17 protein-coding genes are annotated in these 24,851 nt (G+C 71.7%); 5 read left to right on the forward strand and 12 right to left on the reverse strand.

The annotated features are described in order from the left end of the window. Nucleotides 1–31 precede the first annotated feature (31 nt). From ACFY3C_RS13105 to ACFY3C_RS13120, 4 genes are all read right to left on the reverse strand, one after another. Nucleotides 32–355, reverse strand: a complete 324-nt coding sequence (locus ACFY3C_RS13105; RefSeq protein WP_390770780.1) for a hypothetical protein — start codon at nt 353–355, stop codon at nt 32–34. Then, nucleotides 352–720: a WhiB family transcriptional regulator gene (locus ACFY3C_RS13110; RefSeq protein ID WP_023546912.1), complete on the reverse strand. Its 369-nt coding sequence runs from the start codon at nt 718–720 to the stop codon at nt 352–354. The genes ACFY3C_RS13105 and ACFY3C_RS13110 overlap by 4 nt, the downstream gene beginning before the upstream one ends. A 174-nt stretch (nt 721–894) precedes the next feature. After that, on the reverse strand, nt 895–1,215 hold the full coding sequence (locus tag ACFY3C_RS13115; protein ID WP_386578220.1) for a hypothetical protein: 321 nt from the start codon (nt 1,213–1,215) through the stop codon (nt 895–897). Between the two features lie 164 nt (nt 1,216–1,379). After that, a complete protein-coding gene (locus ACFY3C_RS13120) occupies nt 1,380–3,662 on the reverse strand; it encodes an ATP-dependent DNA helicase UvrD2 (RefSeq protein ID WP_386578219.1) in 2,283 nt (760 codons plus the stop codon). A gap of 97 nt (nt 3,663–3,759) precedes the next feature. Between ACFY3C_RS13120 and ACFY3C_RS13125 the strand changes: the two genes are divergently transcribed. Next, complete coding sequence (locus tag ACFY3C_RS13125) at nt 3,760–4,002, forward strand: mycoredoxin (protein ID WP_386578218.1); 243 nt, start codon at nt 3,760–3,762, stop codon at nt 4,000–4,002. A 97-nt stretch (nt 4,003–4,099) separates the two neighbouring features. Here ACFY3C_RS13125 and nudC read toward each other — a convergent pair whose 3' ends face one another. The 5 genes from nudC to ACFY3C_RS13150 form a co-directional block, all read right to left on the reverse strand. After that, nucleotides 4,100–5,044 carry an NAD(+) diphosphatase gene (nudC, locus tag ACFY3C_RS13130; protein WP_386578217.1) on the reverse strand — a complete coding sequence of 315 codons (945 nt, stop codon included), beginning with the start codon at nt 5,042–5,044 and terminating at the stop codon, nt 4,100–4,102. A 154-nt stretch (nt 5,045–5,198) separates the two neighbouring features. After that, complete coding sequence (locus ACFY3C_RS13135; protein WP_390770781.1) at nt 5,199–6,602, reverse strand: dipeptidase; 1,404 nt, start codon at nt 6,600–6,602, stop codon at nt 5,199–5,201. An 81-nt stretch (nt 6,603–6,683) separates the two neighbouring features. Beyond that, nucleotides 6,684–10,223, reverse strand: a complete 3,540-nt coding sequence (locus tag ACFY3C_RS13140) for a UvrD-helicase domain-containing protein (RefSeq protein ID WP_390770782.1) — start codon at nt 10,221–10,223, stop codon at nt 6,684–6,686. 115 nt (nt 10,224–10,338) lie between these two features. Then, complete coding sequence (locus tag ACFY3C_RS13145) at nt 10,339–13,824, reverse strand: ATP-dependent helicase (RefSeq protein WP_390770888.1); 3,486 nt, start codon at nt 13,822–13,824, stop codon at nt 10,339–10,341. A 308-nt stretch (nt 13,825–14,132) separates the two neighbouring features. Then, on the reverse strand, nt 14,133–14,567 hold the full coding sequence (locus tag ACFY3C_RS13150; RefSeq protein ID WP_390770783.1) for an MGMT family protein: 435 nt from the start codon (nt 14,565–14,567) through the stop codon (nt 14,133–14,135). A 186-nt stretch (nt 14,568–14,753) separates the two neighbouring features. On the opposite strand from ACFY3C_RS13150, the gene ACFY3C_RS13155 reads away from it, so the two are divergent. From ACFY3C_RS13155 to ACFY3C_RS13170, 4 genes are all read left to right on the forward strand, one after another. Beyond that, a complete protein-coding gene (locus ACFY3C_RS13155; RefSeq protein WP_390770784.1) occupies nt 14,754–17,636 on the forward strand; it encodes a lysylphosphatidylglycerol synthase domain-containing protein in 2,883 nt (960 codons plus the stop codon). A gap of 99 nt (nt 17,637–17,735) precedes the next feature. Next, entirely contained in the window at nt 17,736–19,280 is a 1,545-nt protein-coding gene (locus ACFY3C_RS13160) for an alpha/beta hydrolase (RefSeq protein ID WP_390770785.1), read from the forward strand. 152 nt (nt 19,281–19,432) lie between these two features. Then, nucleotides 19,433–20,992, forward strand: a complete 1,560-nt coding sequence (locus tag ACFY3C_RS13165; protein ID WP_390770786.1) for an alpha/beta hydrolase — start codon at nt 19,433–19,435, stop codon at nt 20,990–20,992. Nucleotides 20,993–21,388: 396 nt separating this feature from the next. Beyond that, on the forward strand, nt 21,389–21,793 hold the full coding sequence (locus ACFY3C_RS13170) for a hypothetical protein (RefSeq protein ID WP_386578209.1): 405 nt from the start codon (nt 21,389–21,391) through the stop codon (nt 21,791–21,793). Between the two features lie 77 nt (nt 21,794–21,870). Here ACFY3C_RS13170 and moeZ read toward each other — a convergent pair whose 3' ends face one another. From moeZ to ACFY3C_RS13185, 3 genes are all read right to left on the reverse strand, one after another. After that, entirely contained in the window at nt 21,871–23,049 is a 1,179-nt protein-coding gene (moeZ, locus tag ACFY3C_RS13175; RefSeq protein WP_386578208.1) for an adenylyltransferase/sulfurtransferase MoeZ, read from the reverse strand. A 63-nt stretch (nt 23,050–23,112) separates the two neighbouring features. Further along, the gene (locus ACFY3C_RS13180) at nt 23,113–23,862 is read right to left on the reverse strand and encodes a spherulation-specific family 4 protein (protein ID WP_390770787.1); all 750 of its coding nucleotides are present in this window, start codon (nt 23,860–23,862) and stop codon (nt 23,113–23,115) included. After that, a complete protein-coding gene (locus tag ACFY3C_RS13185) occupies nt 23,850–24,809 on the reverse strand; it encodes an NAD-dependent epimerase/dehydratase family protein (protein WP_386578207.1) in 960 nt (319 codons plus the stop codon). Before ACFY3C_RS13185 ends, ACFY3C_RS13180 begins: the two co-directional genes overlap by 13 nt. Nucleotides 24,810–24,851 lie beyond the last annotated feature (42 nt).

Genomic DNA, 24,851 nt, shown 5'->3' on the forward strand with positions numbered 1-24,851 from the left:
CGGGAGGCCACCGCTTCGGGTGTGTGCTGGGTTACTGCATGACGGCCATGGCGAGCGCACGGCGGGCGCGCAGCGAGGCGCGTTCCGCCCGGCGCTGCATCCGTCGAGCGGTCAACAGGCGCAGGGCCTGGCGTTCCCGCTCGGCGTCGTGCAGGCGCTCGTGCATATGCGCACGGGCCAGGGCTTCTGGGATGAGTTGCATCTCTCGGGTCCTGTTCTGACGCGAGCCGGTCGCGCCGTTCATCGTGAAGTCTGGGGTCGCGGAGCCGGTGGGCTCGCTGGTGGACGGCTTCATCGGGGCCTGCTTCTTGGGGTCGTGCGTGAGGGGGCGATCGATCGTTCCTGCGGTGTTCATGCCGTGACCGGGTTCTTGCGCGGGCGGCCACGGGGCCGCTTGCGGGCGACGACGACACCCTGGACGAACAGCTCGCCACCCCAGACGCCCCAGGGCTCACGCCGTTCCTTGGCGCCGGCGAGGCAGGCCTCGATCAGCGGGCAGGTGCGGCAGAGGGACTTGGCGTACTCGACGTCCGCGGGCGACTCGGCGAAGAAGACCTCCGGGTCGTAGGAGCGGCAGGGGACGGGTACGCCGAGGTTCTCGATGGCGTCGTCGAGCGCGGTGAGCGCGGTGAGGGGGGTCAAGGTGGAGTCCTCCGTGAGGCCGGGCGGGGGGATCGTTTGTGAAGGCGGTACGGACGGGGCGTGCGCTTCGAGTTGCACGGTTGGTCTTCCTCGTCTGGTCGTTCCGGCCGGTTGACCGGGTGTCGGCTTGGTACCGGGTTCTTTCCTTGTCCCGAGGCCCCTTCGCTCTGTCGTCCCCGTTCGGGGCAAACAGAAGGGCCGCGGATCCCGGGTGGGGTTCCGCGGCCCTGAAGGCGCCGGCCTGATCGGCGATCAGGCTGGATCACTCCAGGGTTCTGGCCCACGGAAGGCCCACATCAGGTGGTGCTGCGTCGTCTGCTTCCGGAATCCGGCACCGGCTGCCGCAAAGGCATAGGCATGTGCCCGTGCCACTACCGCTTCCAGCGCCTTGGTCGGTCGCTCATTGCGCTCACGGATGGGAAGACCCGCGAGAGACAGGGAAGACGCCGGACGGTCGGCACGGATGCCGGACAGACCGGTGCCCTGGTTCGAGGCGCCGAGCATGCACGTGGAGACGGTCGAGCGATCGGTCATTTTGGCCGTGCTGATGAAGCTGGTGTTGATGCTGATCACTGGACTCGCCTCCTCTCGGCGTCTTGGGGACTGGGGTGAGCCAGTCCGTTCGGGTATGCAAGTACATCACGGGATCAGGGCCTTGGAGAAGGCCGCTGTTTCCGTGCCTAGAACCTATGGGGATTGCTGGGGCATGCGCAAACTATTTTTTCGACGAGTTCGTATCAGTCGTCCTCGTCGCCTTCTGCGCCCTCTTGACCTGCGCAGATGGCCAGAACTTCGGTTCCGTAGCGCTGCAGCTTGCGGCTGAGGACGCCGGGGATGCGGGACAGTTCGGCCGGGCTGTCGGGCCGTGCCTCGGCGATGGCCATCAGGGTCCGGTCGGTGAAGACGCAGAAGTCGGGCTGGCCGCTGCTGCGGGCCTGGACGGCGCGCCAGGCGCGCAGCCGCTCGTAGAGGCCTTCGTCCATGTCGGAGGGGCAGTCCTCACAGCGCATCAGTTTCATCTCGCCGGCGTCGGTGAGGGTGCGGCCGCAGACGCGGCAGCGGGCGGGGGTGCGCTGGGTGCGGCGCGGGACGGCCGGGATCTCGGTGAGGGTGCCGCGTTCGATGCCTCCGGTGGCTCCCGTGCCGGTGCGGCCGACGGTGGCGGTGGAGCCGGGGCGCAGGCCGTCGAGGAAGTGGCTGGGCCTGCGGTTGGGGCGGCCGCCGGGTGAGCGGGACAGGGACCAGGAGAGGTGCAGCCGTTCTCTGGCGCGGGTCACGCCGACGTAGAGGAGGCGGCGTTCTTCTTCGATCTGTTCGTCCGTCTTGGCGTAGGTGATCGGCACCATGCCCTCGGCGATGCCGACCAGGAACACGGCGTCCCATTCCAGGCCCTTGGCCGCGTGCAGGGAGGCCAGGGTGACGCCCTGGACGGTGGGGGCGTGCTGGGCGTTCGCCCGCTCGTCGAGTTCCGCCACGAAGTCGGCGAGGGTGGCCTTGGGGTGGGCGGCGGCGAAGTCGTGGGCGAGGTTGACGAGGGCGGCGAGTGATTCCCAGCGTTCTCTGGCGGCGCCGGAGCCGGCGGGGGGTTGGCTGGTCCAGCCTTCTCCGGAGAGGACGGCGCGTACCTGGGAGGGCAGGTCGACGGCGTCGTCGAGCAGGGAGTCGTTGCCGCCGAAGCGGGCTGCGCCGCGCAGGGCGACGCCTGCTTTGCGTACCTCGGGGCGGTCGAAGAAGCGTTCGGCGCCACGGAGCTGGTAGGGGACTCCGGCGTCGGCGAGGGCCTGTTCGTAGGTTTCGGACTGGGAGTTGGTGCGGAACAGGACGGCGATCTCGGCGGCGGGGACGCCGGCGTCGATGAGTTCGCGGATGCGGCGGGCGGCGCCTTCGGCCTCGGCGGGCTCGTCGGTGTACTCGGTGTAGACGGGGTCGGGGCCCGCGGGGCGTTGGGAGACGAGTTCCAGCCGGTGGTCTGCGGCGCGGCCGCTGGCCTGGGTGAGCAGTCCGTTGGCGAGGTGGACGACCTGGGGGGTGGAGCGGTAGTCGCGGACGAGCTTGACGACGGTGGCGCCGGGGTGGCGGACGCGGAAGTCGAGGAGGTGGTCGGGTGTTGCTCCCGTGAACGAGTAGATCGTCTGGCTGGCGTCGCCGACGACGCACAGGCTGTCGCGGTTGCCGAGCCAGAGGTCCAGGAGTCGCTGCTGGAGGGGGCTGACGTCCTGGTACTCGTCGACGACGAAGTGCTGGTACTGGGTGCGGATCTGTTCGGCGATGTCGTGTCGGTCCTGGAGGATGGCGACGGTGAGCAGCAGGACGTCTTCGAAGTCGATGACCGCGCGGTCGCGTTTGAGGTCTTCGTAGGCCGCGTAGAGGTGGGCGATCTCGGCGGGGTCGCGTGGGGTTTCGCGGCCGGCCTTTGCTGCCGCGTACGGGTAGTCGGCGGGGACGGTCTGGGTGACCTTGGACCATTCGATCTCGGCGGTGGCGTCCCGCAGCTCGCCGCGGTCGAGGCGGAGCTTGCAGGTGGCGGCCGCGTCGGCGACGAGTTGGATCTTGCGGTCGACGAGCCGGGGCAGGGAGCCACCGATCGCTTTCGGCCAGAAGTACTGGAGCTGGCGCAGTGCGGCGGAGTGGAAGGTGCGGGCCTGGACGCCGTGGGCTCCGAGCTGGCGGAGGCGGCCGCGCATCTCGCCTGCGGCGCGGTTGGTGAAGGTGACGGCGAGCACGCTGGACGGTTGGAGGATCCCGGCGCGGACCCCGTAGGCGATGCGGTGGGTGATCGCCCGGGTCTTGCCCGTGCCGGCTCCGGCCAGGACGCACACCGGGCCGTGCAGGGCGGTGGCCACCTCGCGCTGCTCGGGGTCGAGCCCTTCGAGCACCGCGTCGGCCGAGTCCGGTGTCTGCGGGAAGAGGGTGGAGTGCGTTGCTGCTGTCACACGGCAATGCTGCCAGGTCGTCCGGGACTGCTGTGCCGGTTGTCCACAGGCGGGCCCTCGCGGTCGTACTAATGCGGCAGGTGTCACAGCCGGGGCCGGATACCCCGGGCGGGAATGCCGTCCCCGTCCCTTACGTTGTGCTCCTGGACGACCTTCCCCGAGCGGCCTGAGGAGCGCGAGAGATATGCAGGGCACTGTGACGATGTACAGCACGACTTGGTGCGGCTACTGCCAGCGGCTGAAGAAGCAGCTGGACCGGGAGGGCATCGCCTACACCGAGATCAACATCGAGCAGGACCCGGCGTCCGCCGCTTTCGTGGAGAAGGCGAATGGCGGAAACCAGACGGTCCCGACCGTGCTCTTCGCTGACGGCTCCACTATGACGAACCCGTCGCTGGCGCAGGTGAAGCAGAAGCTCGCCGCGTAACAGGCCCGGTCGGGGCCTGTGGGAAAGGCGGCTCCTGAGGCTGTTGGTGCCTCTGGAGCCGCCTTTTTGTGTCCTGTCCCACACGGGTGCGTGCCCGTCAGATGAAGCTCCTGGTCGGCAGCGGCTTGCCGTACCACATCTCGATCAGGCGGGCGGCGATGGAGATGCCGTACGGGGGCAGCACCTCTCCGGACTCGAAGGCCGCGTGGAGTTCCTCGCGGGAGAACCAGCGGGCCTCGTGGATCTCGTCGCCGTCGACGTCGATGTCGGTGGAGGTGGCGCGGGCCATGAAGCCGAGCATGAGGCTGGACGGGAAGGGCCAGGGCTGGCTGGCCACGTACTCGACCTGGCCGACGGTGACACCGGCCTCCTCGAAGACCTCGCGGCGTACCGACTGCTCGATGGACTCGCCGGGCTCGACGAAACCGGCGAGCGTGGAGAAGCGGCCCTCGGGCCAGTGGACCTGGCGGCCGAGCAGGATCCGGTCCTCCTCGTCGGTGACGGCCATGATCACGGCGGGGTCGGTGCGCGGGTAGTGCTCGGCGCCGCAGGCCTGGCAGCGGCGGATGTGGCCGGCTGCGGCGATGACCGTGCGCTCGCCGCAGCGGGAGCAGAAGCGGTGGGTGCGCTGCCAGTTCTCCAGGCCGACCGCGTGCACCATGAGGCCTGCGTCCCGCGGTGACAGCAGGAGTCCGGCCTCGCGCAGGCCCGCCGGGCGGGCGGACTGGTCGATGCGGCCGGGCAGTGCGTCCTTCTGGAGGGCGAAGTAGCTGACGCCGTCCTCGTCGATGCCGAGGAAGTAGCGGTGGGCTTCGGTGAGGGGTGCCTCGAAGGAGGGGGTCATGACGAGTTCGGTCCGGCCGTCGGGCGTCTCGTCGATGAGTACCTGGCCGCCGGAGACCACGAAGCAGCGGGTGGTGGGGTGGCTCCATGCCGCTGCGAGCCAGGCCTCGTCGAGCCGGTGGTGGGCGGCGCGGTCGATGCCGCTCGGGGCGGTCAGCGAGATGGGTCGGTCGGCGGTGTGGTCGGTCCAGGTGGTCACGGGTGCTTCCAACTCCCCCAGTGGAAAGGTTCGTTTCGGCGGGCGGTTCGGGCGGGCGTGGGTGGGAGGGCACCGGGGCGGGCTCGGGCGGGGCGTGCGGGCGGTCCCTCCAGTGTGCCCCGCGCGCCATGCGGTCCCGTACGGCGCGTGTCGGTCAGGGTGCGTGACGCCAGTTCTCGGCGAGGTCGCCCCACAGGTAGGCGCTGGTTTCGACGCCTTTGAGGAGGAGGTCGAGTTCGACCTTCTCGTTGGGGGCGTGCCAGCCGTCGGAGGGGACGGAGATGCCCAGGAAGAGGACGGGGGCGCCGAGGACTTCCTGGAGGTCGGCGGCGGGTCCGGAGCCGCCCTCGCGGGTGTAGCGGACCGGGCTCTGGAAGGCGCGGCCCATGGCGCGGACCACGGATTGCAGCGCGGGGTGGTCGAGCGGGGTCAGGCAGGGGCGCGTGGCGGGGCCGAAGCTGATCTCGAGCCTGATCCCGGCGGGTACCTGCTCGGCGGCCCAGGCGCGTACGACCTTCTCGATGTGGTCGGGGTCCTGGCCGGCGACCAGGCGGAAGGACAGCTTCACCATGGCCGAGGAGGGGATGATCGTCTTGCTGCCGGGGCCCTGGTAGCCGCCGCCGATGCCGTTGACCTCGACGGTCGGGCGGGCCCAGATGCGCTCCAGGGTGGTGTGTCCGGCCTCGCCGTGGGTGGCGTACGACTTGGCGGTGCGCAGCCACTGCTCCTCGTCGAACGGCAGTTCGGCGAACAGCTCGCGGTCGCGGTCGGTCAGCTCGGCTATGCCGTCGTAGAAGCCGGGGACGGCCACGCGCGCGTGCTCGTCGTGCAGGGCGGCCACCAGGCGGGCGGCGGCGGTGGCCGGGTTGGGGACGGCGCCGCCGAAGGAACCGGAGTGGATGTCCTGGTCGGGGCCGTACAGCCGGATCTCGCACTCGGCGAGGCCGCGCATGCCGGTGCAGACGGTCGGGGTGTCCTCGGACCACATGCCGGTGTCGGAGACGATCACGGCGTCGGCGGCGAGCCGGTCGGCGTGCTCCTCGACGAGGGCCCGGAAGTGCTCGGAGCCGGACTCCTCCTCGCCTTCGATCAGCAGCTTCAGGTTGACCGCGGGGGCGGTGCGGCCGGTGGCGGCGAGGTGGGCGCGGACGCCGAGTGTGTGGAAGAACACCTGGCCCTTGTCGTCGGCCGCCCCGCGCGCGTAGAGGCGGTTGTCCCGGATGACGGGCTCGAAGGGCTCGCTGTCCCAGCCGTCCTCGCGGGCGGCGGGCTGGACGTCGTGGTGGCCGTAGACAAGGACGGTGGGCGCCTGCGGGTCGCCCGAGGGCCATTCGGCGAAGACGGCCGGGGCGCCGGGGGTCGGCCAGACCTCCGCGGTCGGGAAGCCGGTCTCCTTGAGCTTGGCGGCGAGCCAGTCGGCGCTGTCCCGTACGTCGGACGCGTGGTCGGGCTGGGCCGACACGGAGGGGATGCGCAGCCATGCGGCGAGGTCGTCGAGGAAGGCGGCGCGCTGCTGCTCGATGTACGTACGGACGGCGCTGTCCGGGGTCTGGCTCATGCTCACGAGCCTATCGGCCCGCACCGACATCCTCGGCGGGCTGTTCGTCACACTCGGGATCCCTTACGTGCCTCTTGTGTGTCACTCGGTTGGATCACCGTTGAGCAGCCGTTCCAGGGCGGCTCGGTCGGGCAGGTTCTCGGGGCGTACGACCTCGCCGGTGCGCACGTACAGGAAGGCGGCCGTGACCGATTCGGGCGGCACGCCCTGCTGCTCGGCCCAGGCCAGCCGGTAGACGGCGAGCTGGAGGGGGTCGGCGCTGCGGGTGCGGCTGGTCTTCCAGTCGACGATCTCGTAGGTCGCCGCGTCGCCGTCGCCGGTGCGGTAGACGGCGTCGATGCGGCCGCGTACGACGCGGCCGGCGAGGGTGAGCTGGAAGGGGGCCTCGATCCGGTACGGGGTGCGGTGGGCGTATTCGGTGCGTTCGAAGGCGTCCTTGAGGGCTTCGAGGTCGCGTTCGTCGGCGATCTCGGCTTCGCTGCCGGGCAGCTCGTGCGGCTCCAGCATGGGCAGCGTCAGTTCCTCGAAGCGTGCTTCGACCCAGGCGTGGAAGCGGGTGCCCCGGCGCGCGGCGGGTTGCGGGGGGCGCGGCATGGGGCGCGCGAGTTCCTGTGCGAGCCCGTCCGGATCCTCCGCGAGAAGCAGCAGCTGGGATGCGGTCAGGGTGGCCGGCAGGGGGACGTCCGTGACGGCCTGCCGGGCGCGCAGCAGCTCGCCCGTGAGCGCGTCGAGGTCACGGTCCCAGGAGGCGACGGCGCGGGCTTCCTCGGGTGTGAGGGGCGCGGGGTGCCCGGGCTCGGTGGCGTGGGTGTGTTCGGCGGTGCGTTCGCCGACCCGGGTGGGTTCGGCCGGGGCGGGCGCCTGGTGGGGGACGGTCGGCCGCTCGCCGGTCCAGGAGTCCCAGTCGGCGGGCTCCTCCGGGGACGCGACGCCCTCGTCGTACGGCGTCTCTCCGGCGAAGGGGTCCTCGTCGTAGGGGAACGCTTCGCCGTACGGGTCCTCGTCGTCCGTCGGGGCGGGCCAGTCGGGGTCCTCATCGTCGGGCGGGGCGGGCCAGTCCGGGTCGTCGACGGTGGCGGGGTCGTGGGTGGCGGGCGGGTGGCCGTCCTGCCGGGCGGCCAGGGTGTCCAGGTGGGTGAGGACGGTTTCGGCGGCCGCGCGGCGGCGGGCCAGGGCCGCGTCGTCCAGGGGCAGGGGCCACACCTGGTCGGCGATGGCCGTGTGCAGAGCCGGGTTCTCCTCGTCCTCGGCGGGCTCGTCGGCCCATGCCTCGATCTCTCCGTACCCGGCGGCGCAGTGGTCGTGGAGTGCCTGGAGGAAGTCGGAGGGTCCGCGTGGCTTCTTCTGGCTCGGACCCCACCAGTGCCCGGAGCCGAGGAGGAGGGAACGGGGGCGGGTGAAGGTGACGTAGCCGAGGCGGAGTTCCTCGGTGTGCTGGTGCTCCTTCATGGCCTCGTGGAAGGCCTTCATGCCCCGGGAGTCCCAGGAGTCGACGTCGGGCAGGGTGTCGGTGTCGCCGCGCAGGGCATGCGGGAGCACCTTGGCCTGCGCGGTCCATTTCTCGCGGCCCTGGGCGCTGGGGAAGGTGCCGTGGACGAGTCCGGGGACGGCGACGACGTCCCACTCCAGACCCTTGGACTTGTGCGCGGTGAGCACCTTGACGGTGTTCTCGCCGCCGGGCAGGGCGTTGTCGAGGCCCTTCTCGTACTGGGCGGCGGTGCGCAGGAAGCCGAGGAAGGCGAGCAGCGTGGCCTCGCCGTCGCCAGCCGCGAAGGAGGCCGCGATGTCCAGGAAGTTGGACAGGGTCTCGCGGCGGCGGGCGGCGAGCGCGTGCGGGGACGCCGACAGCTCCACCTCCAGGCCGGTGACGGCGAGGACGCGGTGCAGGACGTCCATCAGCGGGTCGGACAGGGAGCGGCGCAGGTCGCGCAGTTCGGCGGCCAGGCGGGCGAAGCGCACGCGCGCGTCCGGGGAGAACGGCAGCCCGTCGTCGTCCCATGCGCGCTCGTCGAGGGGCGCCTCCAGGAAGGTGTCCAGGGCGTCCGCGAGCGATATCACCTCGGACGGGTCGACGCCTTCGACGGCCCCTGCGAGCCTGCGGTCGGGGTCGTCGACGTCGTCCACGCGCGCGTGAGCGACCAGCAGGCGGGCGCGGCGGCCGAGGAGGGCGAGGTCGCGGGGTCCGATGCGCCAGCGCGGGCCGGTCAGCAGACGGACCAGGGAAGCGTTGGCCCCGGGGTCCTGAAGGACTTCGCAGACGGCGACGAGGTCGGCGATCTCGGGCAGGTGCAGCAGGCCGGAGAGGCCGACGACCTCCACGGGGATGTCGCGGGCGACGAGGGCGCCCTGGATCTCGGCGAAGTCGGTGGCCGTGCGGCACAGTACGGCGATCTCGCCGGGGGCCTTGTCGGTGCGTACGAGGTGGGCGATGGAGTCGGCGATCCAGTCGATCTCCTCCGCGTGGGTGGGCAGCAGGGCGCAGCGGACCGTGCCGTCGTGTTCGGCGCCCGGGGCCGGGCGGAGGGCCTCCACGCCCGCGTGCATGGCGCGCAGCGGTTCGGCGAGGCCGTTGGCGAGGTCGAGGAGGCGGCCGCCGCTGCGGCGGTTCTCGCTGAGCGCCTGGCGGGTGGCGGGGCTGCCGTCGGCGTGGGCGAAGTGCTCGGGGAAGTCGTCCAGGTTGGCCACGGAGGCGCCGCGCCAGCCGTAGATGGCTTGGCAGGGGTCGCCGACGGCGGTCACCGGGTGGCCCGTGCCGCCGCCGAACAGGCCCGACAGCAGGACGCGCTGGGCCACGGAGGTGTCCTGGTACTCGTCCAGGAGCACCACACGGAACTCCTCGCGCAGCAGCCGGCCCACCTCCCGGACGCCGGCGAGGCGGGCGGACAGGGCGATCTGGTCGCCGAAGTCGAGCAGGTCGCGTTCGCGTTTGGCGGCCCGGTAGCGCACGACGAGGTCGGTGAGTTCACGGCGGGCGGCCGCGGTGTCGGGGACCTTGCGCAGGTCGGCGTTGGTGAGCTTGGCGCCCTCCAGGGTGCGCAGCAGGCCGGCGTCCCAGGCGCGCAGTTCGTCGGGGGCCACGAGGTGTTCGGCCAGCTCGGAGTCGAGGGTGAGCAGGTCGCTGACGAGGTCGGCGAAGGAGCGGGTCAGCGCCGGGTAGGGCCCGGGGGCCTCGCGCAGCACGCGCGCGGCGAGCTGGTAGCGGGTGGCGTCGGCCAGCAGCCGGGAGGTCGGCTCGAGGCCGATGCGCAGGCCGTGGTCGGTCAGCAGACGGCCGGCGAAGGCGTGGTACGTCGAGATCACCGGCTCGCCGGGCGGATTGTCCGGGTCGATGACCTCGGGGTCCGTGACGCCGGCCTTGATCAGTGCCTTGCGGACACGCTCGGCCAGCTCGCCCGCGGCCTTGTTGGTGAAGGTCAGGCCGAGGACCTGTTCGGGGGCGACCTGGCCGGTGCCGACCAGCCACACCACGCGGGCCGCCATCACCGTGGTCTTGCCCGACCCGGCTCCGGCCACGATCACCTGCGGTGCGGGCGGCGCGGTGATGCAGGCCGTCTGCTCCGGGGTGAACGGGATGCCGAGGAGCTCCTTGAGCTGCTCGGGGTCGGTGATACGGGCGGGCATGTCGTCAGAGGCTAGCGGCGGGCACTGACATCCGAGGACGGATCGGCCGCCCGGGGAGGAAGAGACGCAGGTCAGCGCCTGTGGTGCCGTACGTCACCCTCGCCCCTGGCACAGGTCACTCGACCACGTGCCGCCCCTCGGGCCGGGCGCTGCAGGAGGCGCGGAACGCGCAGTGCGTGCAGTGCTGGCCGGTGGTCGGGGTGAACCGCTCGTCGAGGACCTTGCCTGCGGCGGTGGCCAGCAGTTCGCCGACCCACTCCCCTGCCAGCGGCTCCTGGGCCTGCACCTTGGGCAGGCTCTCGCCGCCGTCCCGCTTGGCCGCGCCCTGCCTGAGATGCACCAGTTCCGCGCCGCCGGGCTCCGGACGTACGCCGTCGAAGGCGTTGTCCACGGCGCCCTCACGGACGGCGAGCTGGTAGACGGCGAGCTGCGGATGGCGGGCCACCTCGGCGGCGCTGGGCGCCTGCTTGCCGGTCTTGAAGTCCACGACATAGGCGCGGCCCTCGCCGTCCGCTTCGACGCGGTCCATCTGGCCACGGATGCGGACCTGGTAGTCGCCCGCTTCGAGGGTGACGTCGAAGTCCTGCTCGCTCGTCACCGGGGTGCGGCCGGTGCGGTCCAGTACGTGCCAGTTCAGGAAGCGTTCGAGCGACGCGCGCGCGTTGTCCTTCTCCTGCGCCGACTTCCAGGGCGCGTCGAAGGCGAGCGCGTTCCACACCGACTCCAGGCGTTCCATGAGCACGTCGAGGTCGGCCGGGGTGCGGCCGGAGGCGACCTCGTCGGCGAGGACGTGGACGACGTTGCCGAAGCCCTGGGCGGTGGTGGCGGGCGCGTCGGCCTTCACCTCGCGGCCCAGGAACCACTGCAGGGCGCACGTGTTGGCGAGCTGGTCGAGGGCGCTGCCGGAGAGCACGACGGGCTGGTCGTGGTGGCGCAGCGGCACCTTGCTCTCGGTCGGCTCGAACATGCCCCACCAGCGGTAGGGATGCGCGGACGGCACCAAGGGGCGGCCGTCCTCGTCGGCGAGCGCGGCGAGCCTCGCCAGACGGCGGGCGGCGGCCTCCCGCAGGGCCGCCGAGGCGCGCGGGTCGACGGTGGTCGCGCGCAGCTCGGCAACGAGCGCGGCCACGGCCAGCGGGCGGCGCGGGCGGCCGGTGACGTCCCGGGGTTCGACACCCAGCTCGGTCAGGAAACGGGAGGGCTGGTCGCCGTCGTCGGCCGGTGCCTTCACGGCGGTGACGACGAGACGGTCACGCGCGCGCGTGGCGGCCACGTAGAACAGGCGGCGCTCCTCGGCGAGCAGCGCGCCCGGGGTGAGCGGTTCGGCAAGTCCGTCACGGCCGATACGGTCCGCCTCCAGGAGAGAACCGCGGCGGCGCAGATCGGGCCACAGCCCCTCCTGGACACCGGCGACCACCACCAGCCGCCATTCCAGGCCCTTGGCGCGGTGGGCGGTCATCAGGCGTACGGCGTCGGGGCGCACGGCGCGGCGGGTGAGGGTGTCGGCGGCGATGTCCTCGGCGTCGATCTCCTCCAGGAAGTTCAGGGCGCCGCGTCCACCGATGCGCTCCTCCGCGCGCGCGGCGGTCGCGAACAGTGCGCACACGGCGTCCAGGTCGCGGTCCGCGTTACGGCCGGCCGCACCGCCGCGCCGGGCGGCCCGCTCCAGGCGCGTGGGCCAGGGTGTGCCCTCCCACAGGTCCCACAGCGCCTCCTCGGCCGTGCCCCCGCCCGCGAGGCGCTCACGGGCCTTGCGGAGCAGCGCGCCGAGGCGCTGCGCCCCCCGCGCGTACGCCGGGTCGTGCGCCGCGAGGCGCTCGGGTTCGGCGAGCGCCCGCGCGAGCAGCTCGTCCGAGGGCGGCGGCAGCGGGTTCCCGGCGACCCGCTCCTCCTCGCGCAGGGCACGCCCGAGTCGACGCAGGTCAGCGGTGTCCATACCGGCGAGTGGGGAGGCGAGCAGGGTGAGGGCGGTCTCGGCGTCGAGCCAGTACGCGTCGGGGGCCGGCTCTGCGGCGGGCGCACGGGTGCCGGTGTCGGCAGGGCCGTCCGCGTCGGCCTCGGCAAGCACCTCGGTGCCAACTACGGCAGGGTGCTCCGCGCCGGCCTCGGCGGCCGCATCGGTGCCGGCGTCGGCAGCACCGTCCGTGTCAGCCCCGGCAAGCGCATCCGTGCCGACGTCGGCAGCACCGTCCGCATCCGCCCCGGTCCCCTCCCCCTCGCCGCGTGCCTCCTCACCAGGGCGCCGCGCGGCCTCCGCCGTCGCCACCGCTCGGAGTGCCGTCAGCAGGGGGGCGACCGCCGGCTCGTGGCGCAGGGGCAGGTCGTCGCCGTCGATGTCCAGGGGGACGCCGGCCGCGGTGAGGGCGCGGCGGAGCGTCGGGATGGTGCGGGAGCCGGCGCGTACGAGGACGGCCATGTCGCTCCAGGGGACGCCGTCCTCCAGGTGCGCGCGGCGCAGGATGTCGGCGATGTTGTCCAGTTCCGTGCCTGCCGTCGGGTACGTGTAGACCTCGACGCGGCCGCCGTCGCGCACGGCTGCCGGCCCACGGTGGGCGCGTACCTTCTCGGCGGGCAGTCTGGGCAGCGGCATGCGCTGGGTGATCAGGCGGGTCGCGGCCAGCAGGGCGGCGCCGGAGCGGCGGGAGGTGCGCAGCACCTCGACGGGGGCCGGGCGACCGTCCGCGCGCGGGAAGGCCGCCGGGAGGTCCAGGATGCCGTTCACGTCGGCGCCCCGGAACGTGTAGATCGACTGGTCGGGGTCGCCGAAGGCGACCAGCGTGCGGCCGCCGCCGGCCAGGGCCTGCAGGAGCCGTACCTGGGCGGGGTCGGTGTCCTGGTACTCGTCGACGTACACGGCGTCGTACCGGGCGGCGAGCCGTGCCGCGGCCTCGGGGCGGTGGGCGAGCAGCACCGCGCGGTGGACCAGTTCGGCGTAGTCGATGACGCCCTGCAGGTCGAGGACGTCGAGGTACTCGGCGAGGAAGGCGGCGGCCGCGCGCCAGTCGGGGCGGCCGATGCGGCGGGCGAAGGCGTCCAGTGCGCCGGGGCCGAGGCCCAGCTCGCGGCTGCGGGCGAGGACGGCGCGGACCTCGTCGGCGAAGCCCCGCGTGGTCAGGCAGGCGCGCAGCTCGTCCGGCCAGCTCACATGGTCGAGCCCGAGCCGCTGCAGCTCGGGCTGCCCGGCCAGCAGCTCGCGCACGGTGACGTCCTGCTCGGGGCCGGAGAGCAGGCGCAGCGGTTCCACGAACAGGCCGCTGTCCTGGTGGGCGCGGACCAGGGCGTAGCAATAGGAGTGGAAGGTGGTCGCCCGGGGCGCGCGGGCCGCGCCTATGCGCAGCGCCATGCGGTCGCGCAGGTCGACGGCGGCCTTGCGGCTGAACGTCAGCACCAGGATCCGTTCCGGGTCCCCGCCACGGGCGATGCGCGCGGCCACGGACTCCACCAGGGTGGTGGTCTTGCCGGTGCCCGGACCTGCGAGAACGAGGAGTGGTCCGGTCTTGTGGTCAACCACGGCGCGCTGTGCCGCGTCAAGACGAGGGGGATCCACTTCGGCAGGCGGGGTACGGACCAGTCGGTAAGCGCCACGGCTCCCCTGCCGCACCGGGGGGTGCGGCAGGCGCCTGATGGAGGAAGTGGAGCTCACGTGGTTCGCCGGTCCTGGTGGTTGTGCTGGTGGGCAGGCGGTCACGCGTGCGAGGCGGTGGCCGCGGGGTGAGGGGGACACGTGCAGCCGACGCTACGCCGCCGCCTCGGCCGGAAGCAGGGCTTCCGCTTCTTCCCTCGCGGCTCTCGTGGCCCTCGTGTCACGTGGGTCCCTCACCTCACGAACGTACGTCATGCCACGGACGTCCCCCGTGTCCCTCGTACGGGCCACGGGTTCCCCTCGACGGCATCCGATGGCGGAAGCTGTCAGGTGTGAACCTCCGCGACCGTGCCGCCGTCCCATCGCGCACGTCTCATGTCGAGCCGCGGCAGATGGCCCTCGGCGCTCCTGCCCGCCTCCTTCAGCGGCGTGCCCTCCGCGCGGTAGTGATCGAGGGCACGCAGCTCGTGGCCGGGAAGCAGCGCCCCGTCGGCGCGCACCACGCGCCACCAGGGGACGGCTCCCCCGTAGAGGGCCATCACCCGGCCGACCTGGCGCGGTCCCACCCGTCGCCCACCACCCTTGCCGGAAGGCGCTTCGCGCTCGCCCCCCTCGTCCTCGAGCCACTCGGCGACATCGCCGTACGTCATGACCCGGCCCGGCGGAATCCGCTCGGCGACCTCCAGGACCCGCTCGGCGTACTCCGGCAACGCGCCCGGGTACCCCTCTCGGGTGTCCTCGGCAGGGCTCTGCTCGCTCATTCGCCCCATCCTGCCGCACCCCACCGACAACGCGGCACGGAAGTCCGGGCCGGGGCCCCTCGCCCTCGGGCGGCGCTTCCGGCAGACTGTCCGACCGCCCATCCGCACCCTGATGCCCGCGTGTGCCGGTGGGGCATGCCACCATCGTGCGGGCGGTGACCGGTGATACGAGACCAAGAAGAGACCATGATGCAGCAGGGCGTGCACCCCGAAGGCGCGGAGGGCACCCCTGACGCTTCCGCGCGTCCCGAGACCGCCCGCTCCGGCCAGGTCGACACCGGTGCGACCAGCTCGGACGACACCGGTGCCCCGCGCGAGGACGTGCGCACGGATGCCCCGCGCGAGGACGTGCCCACGGACGACGGTGCGCGCGACGACGGCACGCGTGCGCGTGGCGACGTCACCGGAGCCGCCGAGGGGGCACACGTCCCCGGCGACCCGCGCCCCGACGAGGGCCCTGGCTCCGGTGACGAAGATCCTCATCCGGAGGAGGTCGAGGGCGACGAACCGCTGCTCCCCGCGCGCGTGCACCGCCCCTCCGACCTCATGCGCTTCCTGGTGGGCGTGCTCGCCATCGTCGTGCTGCTCGCGATCGCCGCGTTCGCGCACGGCACCACCTCGGGCCTCGAACAGGACATCAACAAAGGCACCGGGCAGGCCCCGGACCTGCTGATCAAGATCGCGGGACTCGCGTCCAGCATCGCGATCCTCCTGGTGCCGGTCGCCTTCGCGATCGAGCGGCTGATCAAACGGGACGGGCTACGGATCGCCGACGGCGTCCTGGCGGCCGTCCTCGCACACGGAGTGACCCTCGCCACCGACCTGTGGGTCGCCCGAGCCGCCCCGGACTCCATCCAGGAGGCGCTGACCCAGCCCTCACCGGGCGACATCCACGCCCTGACCGACCCGGTGCACGGCTATCTCGCGCCCGTCATCGCCTATATGACGGCCGTCGGCATGTCCCGCCGACCCAGATGGCGCGCGGTGCTGTGGATGGTGCTGCTGCTCGACGCGTTCTCGATGCTGGTCACCGGCTACACGACCCCGTTCTCGATCATCCTCACGGTGCTGATCGGCTGGACCGTCGCCTACGGCACGCTGTACGCGGTCGGCTCGCCCAATGTCCGCCCCACCGGCCGGACCCTGATGGCGGGCCTCAGGCACGTCGGCTTCCACCCCGTCAGCGCGGCCCGCGAGGAGTCCGTGGAGGAGAACGGCGACCGCGGACGGCGTTACTTCGTCACCCTGGAGGACGGCCCGCCGCTGGACGTCACGGTCGTCGACCGGGAGCAGCAGGCCCAGGGCTTCTTCTACCGCGCCTGGCGCAACCTGACCCTGCGCGGCTTCGCCACCCGTTCCAGCCTCCAGTCGCTGCGCCAGGCACTGGAGCAGGAGGCACTGCTCGCGTACGCGGCGATCGCGGCGGGCGCCAACGCGCCCAAGCTGATCGCCACCTCCGAACTCGGCCCGGACGCGGTGATGCTCGTCTACGAGCACACCGGCGGGCGCACGCTGGACTCGCTGCCGGACGAGGAGATCACCGACGAACTGCTGCGCCACACCTGGCACCAGGTGCAGGCGCTGCAGTCCCGGCGCATCGCGCACCGCAGGCTGGCCGGTGACGCGATACTGGTGGATCGTTCCGGCAAGGTGATCCTCGCCGAGCTGCGCGGCGGTGAGATCGCGGCCGGCGATCTGCTGCTGCGCATGGACGTCGCGCAGCTGGTCACCACGCTCGGTCTGCGGGTGGGCGCCGAGCGGGCCGTGGCCTCGGCCGTCGGGGTGCTCGGCCCGGACGCGGTCGCCGACTGCCTGCCGATGCTGCAGCCCATCGCGCTGACCCGCTCCACGCGCGCGACCCTGCGCAAGCTGGGCCGGGAGCGGGCCCAGCGTGAACGCGAGGCGGTGCTGGAGGCGTCCCGGCAGGCCAAGCAGGCCCGGCTGGCGGAGGCCTCCGAGGCGGCCGGGCCCGTGCTCGAAAAGCGTGACAAGAAGACGGTCCGGGCCGAGCAGCGGGCGGAGAAGCGGGCCCTGGACGAGGCACTCGAGGAGGCCCGCGAGGAGGATCTGCTCACGCAGATCCGCCACGAGGTGCTGCGGATCAGGCCGCAGGCCCCCGTGGAGCCGGCCCGTCTGGAGCGGGTGCGGCCGCGCACGCTGATCAGCTTCATCGCCGGTGCCATCGGTGCGTACTTCCTGCTGACCCAGCTCACCCACATCGAGTTCGGTCCGCTGATCGCCAACGCCCAGTGGGGCTGGGTGATCGCCGCGGTGCTGTTCTCCGCGCTCAGTTACGTGGCCGCCGCGATGGCCCTGCTGGGGTTCGTGCCGGAGCGGGTGCCGTTCCTGCGGACGGTGGCCGCCCAGGTCGCCGGGTCCTTCGTGAAGATCGTCGCTCCGGCGGCGGTCGGCGGTGTCGCCCTGAACACGCGTTTCCTGCAGCGCCAGGGCGTGCGCCCGGGGCTCGCGGTGGCGAGCGTCGGGGCGTCGCAGCTGTTCGGGCTCGGCTGCCACATCCTGATGCTGCTGTCCTTCGGCTACCTGACCGGCACCGAGAAGACGCCGTCGCTGTCGCCGTCCCGGACGGTCATCGCGGGGCTGCTGACCGTGGCGGTGCTGGTGCTCGTGGTGACCTCTGTGCCGTTCCTGCGGAAATTCGTCGTCACGCGCGTGAGGTCGCTGTTCGCCGGTGTCGTGCCGCGCATGCTCGACGTGCTCCAGCGGCCGCAGAAGCTGGTCACCGGCATCGGCGGCATGCTGCTGCTGACCTTCTGCTTCGTGATGTGCCTGGACGCCTCCATCCGGGCGTTCGGCGACAACTCGGCCTCGCTGAGCATCGCCAGTGTCGCCGTGGTCTTCCTCGCCGGAAACGCGCTCGGTTCCGCGGCGCCCACCCCGGGCGGCGTCGGCGCGGTCGAGGCGAGCCTGACGCTCGGCCTGATCGCCGTCGGTCTCCCCAAGGAGGTCGCCGCGCCGGCCGTCCTGCTGTTCCGGCTGCTGACGCTGTGGCTTCCGGTGCTGCCCGGCTGGCTCGCCTTCAACCAGCTCACGCGCAAGGGTGCCCTGTAGGGGCGGCGTCGCGGAACGGGCCTGCGCTGCAGGCCAGGGGCGTACCTCGTACGGCTCGCGTCCCGCGCGCCCCGGCGTGCGCGCGCGCAGGATGGATGTATGGCGAACCCCATCCGGCTGCGTGCCGCCGCTCTGACCACCAGCGCCGTGGTGCTGGCCGCTCTGTTGGCCGGATGCAGCGAGGGCGCCAAGGACGGGGACCTGCCGGCACAGAAGCTGGACTGGAAGGACTGCCCGGCACCGTCCGAGGCGGAGGGCGGCGGCACCTCTCCGTCCCCGCTGCCCAGCGGCGCCAAGTGGCAGTGCGCCACCATGAAGGCGCCCCGGGACTGGAGCGATCCCAAGGGCGACACCATCGACATCGCCCTGATCCGTGCCAAGGCCACCGGCGACCCGAGCCGGCGGATCGGTTCGCTCGCGTTCAACTTCGGCGGCCCCGGCGGCAGCGGCGTCGCCACGCTGCCCGCCTTCGGCGCGGACTACGCCGCCCTGAACACCCGCTACGACCTGGTGAGCTTCGACCCGCGCGGGGTCGGCCGCAGCGCGCCCGTGAAGTGCGAGAGCGACGCCCAGCTCGACGAGTTCTTCCAGCAGGACGCGACCCCCGACGACAGTGCCGAGCGCGCCCAGCTGCTGGACCGCACCAAACAGTTCAACTCGGCCTGCGAGAAGAACTCCAAGCAGACCCTGCCGCATGTGCGCACCACCGACGCGGCCCGCGACATGGACCTGATGCGCCAGGTCCTCGGCGACGACAAGCTGCACTACTTCGGCATCTCCTACGGCACCGAACTCGGCGGCGTCTACGCGCACCTGTTCCCGAAGAACGTCGGCCGGGCGGTCTTCGACGCGGTGGTCGACCCCACCCTGAACCCCGAGCAGAGCGCGCTCGGACAGGCCAAGGGCTTCCAGCTCGCGCTCGACAACTTCGCCGAGGCCTGCACCTCGAAGACGACCGAGTGCCCCATCGGCGACACCCCGCAGGAGGTCAAGGACCGTATCGCCAAACTGCTGGCGGGCCTGGAGAAGAAGCCGATCCCCGGCATCTTCCCGCGGCAGCTGACCCAGACCGCGGCGACCAACGGCATCGCGCAGTCCCTGTACTCCAAGGACTTCTGGGAGTACCTCACCGAGGGGCTCGAGCAGGCCTACGAGGGCGACGGCAAGATCCTGATGCTGCTGTCCGACTCGATGAACGGGCGCAGCGAGAACGGCGAGTACAGCAACATCACCGCGGCCAACATCGCCATCAACTGTTCCGACGAGAAACCGCGGTACACCGCGGACCAGGTCCAGCAGAGGGTGCCCGAGTTCCGTGCCGCCTCCCCGGTGTTCGGGGACTACCTGGCCTGGGGCATGGTCAGCTGCACCGACTGGGCCGTGCCCGGGGCAGCCGACCACCCCGACGTCAGCGCGCCGGGGTCGGCGCCCATCCTCGTCGTCGGCAACACCGGCGACCCCGCCACCCCGTACGCGGGCGCGAAGCAGATGGTGGACGCGCTCGGCAAGGGCGTCGGCGTCGAGCTGACGTACAAGGGCCAGGGGCACGGGGCGTACGACAGCAAGAACAAGTGCGTGCAGAGCGCGGTGAATGACTACCTGCTGGACGGGAAGGTGCCGAAGGCCGGCACGGTCTGCTCCTAGAATCCGGGAATCCCTGAACAATCGTCCAACCATCCTTGTAAAGCCGCAGGTCAGACGGTTATCCACAGGCTGCCGCGGGCTGATCCCGCTCCGCCTACCATGGCCTGAACGCCCGCCGCGACACGACGCGGAGGGCCTGCGAGGGGGTGCGCATGTCTCGATTCCTGCGGTGGACGGCCGCCGCGGCCGCAGCACTGCTGGTGGCCGGATGCGGCGGCGGCTCGTCGGACGGGGGCCGCGACGAGGGCAAGGGGACCAGCTCGGCCGGGGAGACCGGCCGAGCTCCGGCGTCGGCGCCACCGTCCACGGCGGACCTCCCCGCCTCGCTCACCTCGCAGCACCTCGACTGGCACCGCTGCAAGGCCACCAAAGACTCCGGCGCTCCGAGCGACGACTGGCGGTGCGCCACGCTCAAGGTCCCGCTGGACTGGTCGAAGCCGGGCGGCAGGACGATCGGCCTCGCCCTTATCCGCGCGAAGGCGACCGGGAGCGACCGGATCGGCTCGCTGCTGTTCAACTTCGGCGGCCCCGGCGGCTCCGGCGTCTCGGTCATGCCGTACTACGGGGCCACCGTCTCCAAGCTGCGCGAGCACTACGACCTGGTGAGCTGGGACCCGCGCGGGGTCGGCGCCAGCGAGGGCATACGCTGCCGCGCCGACCGGGACATCGAGGCCGCCGAGGGAGTGGACATCACCCCGGACACCCCGGCCGAGGAGAAGGCGTACCTGCAGGACGCGACCGACTTCGGCAAGGGGTGCCAGAAGGCCGCCGGCCCGCTGCTGGCGCACGTCTCGACGACCGACACCGCGCGCGACATGGACCTGATGCGGCAGGTGCTCGGCGACCGGACGACGCACTACTTCGGCATCTCCTACGGCACCGAACTGGGCGGCGTGTACGCCCACTTGTTCCCGAAGCGGGTCGGCAGACTGATCCTCGACGCGGTGGTCGACCCGACCGCGGACACGGTGGGCCACGCCGAGAACCAGGCCCGCGGCTTCCAACGGGCCCTGGACGACTACCTGAAGTCCACCGGCCAGGACCCGAAGCAGGGTTCCCGCAAGATCGTGGACCTGCTCCGACGGCTCGACGCGAAGCCGCTGCCCACGTCGTCCGGGCGGAAGCTGAACCAGACGCTCGCGGTCACCGGCATCATCGTGCCCCTGTACAGCGAGGCCGGATGGCCCCGACTGACCAGCGCGCTCAAGGCGGCCGAGCAGGGCGACGGTTCACAGCTGCTGGCGCTCGCGGACGACTACAACGAGCGGGACGCCTCGGGGCACTACGGCACCAGGGGCCACGCCCAGCGGGTCATATCGTGCCTCGACGACAGGCAGCGGCCGACGCTCGCGCAGACGAAGAAGCTGCTGCCGGAGTTCGAGCGGATCTCACCCGTCTTCGGTGACTTCCTGGGCTGGGACACGGCCGGCTGGTGCCACGACTGGCCGGTGCCGGGCCAGTACGACACCCCCGAGGTCGGCGCGCCGGGTGCGGCACCGATCCTGCTGGTCGGCAACACCGGGGACCCGGCGACGCCGTACGAGGGTGCCCGCCGGATGGCCGACGAGCTGGGCAAGGGCGTCGGCGTGGAGCTCACCTGGAAGGGCGAGGGACACGGGGCGTACGGCAACGGGAGCGACTGCGTCGACTCGGCGGTGAACGCCTACCTGCTCGACGGGACGGTACCGAAGGACGGCACGGTCTGCTCCTGACGACGGCCGGCGCCCCGCCCACGACCCGCGTTCCGGGTCAGAAGCGCGGCAGGGCACGGCAGTTGAGGAATCAATTACAACAACTAGCCCATAAGTGGACATACTATTCGGGAGTCGCTACGGTCGGACTGTAGACGCCACGGCTGGCCTCGTCGCAGCCGGCAAGCGGATTGACGGGCGTCGGAAGCCGGAACGCACCGGCCACCATGACACTCCGCGCCACCCCGCGCGCAGCACAACCGGCCTCACGCACAAGCAGCGTGCGTTCGGTCATGCCCTCGGGAGGCGCAACCACCACGCGACGGCACGCCGCAGTGGCGATGCGACGCCATACCCGGGTTCACGTAGCCCGACGTCCTCGTCAGCGCGGTCCGAAGCTCACAAGTGGAGACTGGAATGCGGGATTTCAGCAACAAGGCGAACAGGCTCGGCTCCGCCATGGTCGTGGCCTCGCTGGCAGTCGTCGTTCCTGCGGCAGCGACCGGTACGGCACACGGCAATCCGAATTCAGCCAGGGTCACCGTGGCGGGAACCGCGAGCTGCGAGCGATTCGAGGATTCCTCGGCGACTGACGTGACCATAGTCGCCAAGGGGAAGACCGCGTCGGATCAGCTCTCCGGCGAAAACGTGTCGGAGTCCTACTCGGTGACCTTCACGAAGGTTCCGCAGAAGGGCCTGCAGGCCAACGTCAAGGTCACCTGCGTGGACAGTGACAACGAACAGCACACGTTCGGCAAGAGCATCACGATCACAAGGCCGGCGAGCACCGGCACCGAAACGCAAACCGTCAACCTGAAGTAGGAACGACAGAGGCCCACGGCGTCTGAACTGGTCAGAGCCGTGGGCCTGTTCTGTCCCGCTGTTCGGCGGGCCGGTGATCAGTAGACCGGCTTGTGCGGCTCGATCTGGTTGACCCAGCCGATCACGCCGCCGCCCACGTGGACGGCGTCCGCGAAGCCGGCGGACTTCAGGACGGCAAGGACTTCCGCACTGCGGACACCCGTCTTGCAGTGCAGGACGATCTTCTTGTCCTGCGGGAGGCCTTCGAGGGCGGTGCCGAGGAGGAACTCGTTCTTCGGGATCAGCTTGGCGCCCGGGATGGAGACGATCTCGTACTCGTTCGGCTCGCGGACGTCGATGATCTCGATGCTCTCGTCGTCGTCGATCCACTCCTTGAGCTGCTTGGGAGTGATCGTCGAGCCGAGCGCCGCCTCCTGGGCCTCCTCCGAGACGACGCCGCAGAAGGCCTCGTAGTCGATGAGCTCGGTGACGGTCGGGTTCTCGCCGCAGACCGCGCAGTTCGGGTCCTTGCGGACCTTGACCTGGCGGTACTGCATCTCCAGGGCGTCGTAGATCATCAGGCGGCCGACCAGCGGCTCACCGGTGCCGGTGAGGACCTTGATCGCCTCGGTGACCTGGATGGAGCCGATGGACGCGCACAGCACGCCCAGCACACCGCCCTCGGCGCAGGAGGGGACCATGCCCGGCGGCGGGGGCTCCGGGTAGAGGCAGCGGTAGCAGGGGCCGTGCTCGGACCAGAAGACCGAGGCCTGGCCGTCGAAGCGGTAGATCGAGCCCCACACGTACGGCTTGTTCAGCAGCACGCAGGCGTCGTTGACCAGGTAGCGGGTCGCGAAATTGTCCGTACCGTCGACGATCAGGTCGTACTGGCTGAAGATGTCCATCACGTTGTCGGCTTCCAGCCGCTCCTCGTGAAGGATCACGTTCACGTACGGGTTGATGCCCTTGACGCTGTCGCGCGCGGACTCGGCCTTGGAGCGGCCGATGTCGGCCTGGCTGTGGATGATCTGGCGCTGCAGGTTCGACTCGTCGACCTCGTCGAACTCCACGATGCCGAGGGTGCCCACGCCCGCGGCGGCCAGGTACATCAGCGCCGGCGAGCCCAGGCCGCCGGCGCCCACACAGAGCACCTTGGCGTTCTTCAGCCGCTTCTGCCCGTCCATCCCGACGTCGGGGATGATCAGGTGGCGGGAGTACCGGCGGACCTCGTCTACGGTGAGCTCAGCAGCTGGCTCGACCAGGGGTGGCAGCGACACGGGGACTCCGTTGGTCGGTCAATCACTACGGTTGTTCTCCCCGTAACACTGCCACGGCCTTCTTCATTCCGAGACACCCGTTCCGACCCGCGAGACGATTTCGTCCCAGTAGCCGGGCACGGTCTCCCAGGGGTCGGTGCGGCCACCGCGGTCGGTGCGGTCCGTGAAGTAGATCGTCGCCGCGCCCTGCCACCTCGCGATGCGCAGCGCCTCCTCCAGATGACCAAGGGGTACGCCGTGCACGAAGTGGCAGAAGCGGTCGGGCGGGTAGTCGGCGGTCCACTCGGCGACCTGCGAGAAGCGGTAGTCGGACCAGGGCCCGGAGAAGGTCACCAGCTGGTCGGCGTCGTCCGCGTACCCCGGGTGCGGGTGGCTGCCGTGGCCGAGGACGATGTGGGACGTGTCACTGATCGCCCGGAGCGCGGTGATCGCGCGGTGGACCTCGGGGAGCGCGACGCGGTCCGTGGGGGTGCGGTCCAGCAGGAAGCCGTCGACGCGGTACCAGTCGAGGTGGCGGTGCGCGTCCGTGAGCAGGTCGGGGAGAGGGCGGGCGCCGTGGGCGAGGTCCAGGTGGCCGAGGACGCGGACGCCCGCGTTGCGCACCCGGCCCGCGGCTTCCAGGCAGTGCGGGTCGGGGCGGGTGCCGGGCCCGGCGGCGACGTTGAGCACGACCCAGTCCAGGGGGGTGCCGGGGCGGGCGAGTTCGGCCCACTGGGCCGGGGCGACGAGCGGATGCGCGTAGCCGGGGATGCCGAGGGCGGTACGGATGCCGGTGCTGGTGGTGCCCGCTGTGGTGCTGGTCAGATGCGGCATGCCGCCTCCATCCAGATGTCGGCCAGGGATTCTTCGAGGTTGATCCGGGGACGCCAGCCGAGCCGGTCGCGGGCGGTGCGCACATCGGCCTGCTGCCAGCTGCCGCAGCCGTCCGGGTAGGGGTAGGCGACCGGGGACGCGTGGTCGGCGTCGGTGCGGGGGTGCCCGATGGTGCTGCGCAACGGCCCGGGAGGGGCGTCGAGTTCGTGGAGGGCGCCGCCGTATCCGGCGACCCGGGCAAGAACAGCGGCGGCGTCGCGGAGCCGGACGGAGCGGCCGGAGCCGATGTTGATGACGCCCTGCGCGGCAGAGAGAGAGGCGGCGTGCACGGCGCGGGCGACGTCACGGACGTCGACGAAGTCGCGCTGGACACCGAGGCCGCCGAGTTTGAGTTCACCGTCGCCGGACTGCATGGCGCGGCGCATGGCCTCGGCGAGCCGGCCGAGCGGGGAGCCGGCCGGGGTGCCGGGTCCGGCGGGTGAGAAGACCCGGAGGACGACGGCGTCGAGACCGGAGCCGAGAACCAGTTCGGTGGCGGCGAGTTTGCTGACGCCGTACGGGCCGCCGGGGCGGGGCACGGCGTCCTCGGCGGTGGAGGAGCCGGGCTGGCTGGGGCCGTACTCGGAGCCGCACCCGATCTGTACCAGACGCGCGCTGCAGCTGCTGCGGCGCAGGGCTTCGCAGACGGTGGCGACGGCCACGGTGTTGTGCCGGGTCAGCTCGCGGGCGCCGCCGCGGGTGGCGCCGGCACAGTTGACGACGACTCCGGGGTGGACCGCGTCCAGGAAGCGGGTGAGCGCTCCGGGGCTGCCGGTGGCGAGGTCGAAGCGGACGTCGGCGTCGTCGCCGCGGCCTAGGGCGGTGAGCTGGACGGCCGGGTCGGCGAGCAGGCGGTCGGCGACGAAGCGGCCGATGTATCCGCCCGCTCCGATCAGCAGGACCCTCATCGGGCGCCTCCCGGGGTGTGCGCTCCGGCTGCTCCCAAGGCT

Origin of the sequence: Streptomyces sp. NPDC001410, assembly GCF_042895235.1 — a bacterium.
In the GTDB taxonomy this organism is placed as follows: Bacteria; Actinomycetota; Actinomycetes; order Streptomycetales; family Streptomycetaceae; genus Streptomyces.

Coding starts and splice junctions, on each gene's coding strand:
- ACFY3C_RS13155 (WP_390770784.1), top strand. CDS start 14,754: ATGATGCAGCAGGGCGTGCACCCCGAAGGCGCGGAGGGCACCCCTGAC.
- ACFY3C_RS13150 (WP_390770783.1), bottom strand. CDS start 14,567: ATGAGCGAGCAGAGCCCTGCCGAGGACACCCGAGAGGGGTACCCGGGC.
- ACFY3C_RS13140 (WP_390770782.1), bottom strand. CDS start 10,223: ATGCCCGCCCGTATCACCGACCCCGAGCAGCTCAAGGAGCTCCTCGGC.
- ACFY3C_RS13165 (WP_390770786.1), top strand. CDS start 19,433: ATGTCTCGATTCCTGCGGTGGACGGCCGCCGCGGCCGCAGCACTGCTG.
- ACFY3C_RS13185 (WP_386578207.1), bottom strand. CDS start 24,809: ATGAGGGTCCTGCTGATCGGAGCGGGCGGATACATCGGCCGCTTCGTC.
- ACFY3C_RS13160 (WP_390770785.1), top strand. CDS start 17,736: ATGGCGAACCCCATCCGGCTGCGTGCCGCCGCTCTGACCACCAGCGCC.
- ACFY3C_RS13180 (WP_390770787.1), bottom strand. CDS start 23,862: ATGCCGCATCTGACCAGCACCACAGCGGGCACCACCAGCACCGGCATC.
- ACFY3C_RS13125 (WP_386578218.1), top strand. CDS start 3,760: ATGCAGGGCACTGTGACGATGTACAGCACGACTTGGTGCGGCTACTGC.
- ACFY3C_RS13170 (WP_386578209.1), top strand. CDS start 21,389: ATGCGGGATTTCAGCAACAAGGCGAACAGGCTCGGCTCCGCCATGGTC.
- ACFY3C_RS13135 (WP_390770781.1), bottom strand. CDS start 6,602: ATGAGCCAGACCCCGGACAGCGCCGTCCGTACGTACATCGAGCAGCAG.
- ACFY3C_RS13105 (WP_390770780.1), bottom strand. CDS start 355: ATGAACACCGCAGGAACGATCGATCGCCCCCTCACGCACGACCCCAAG.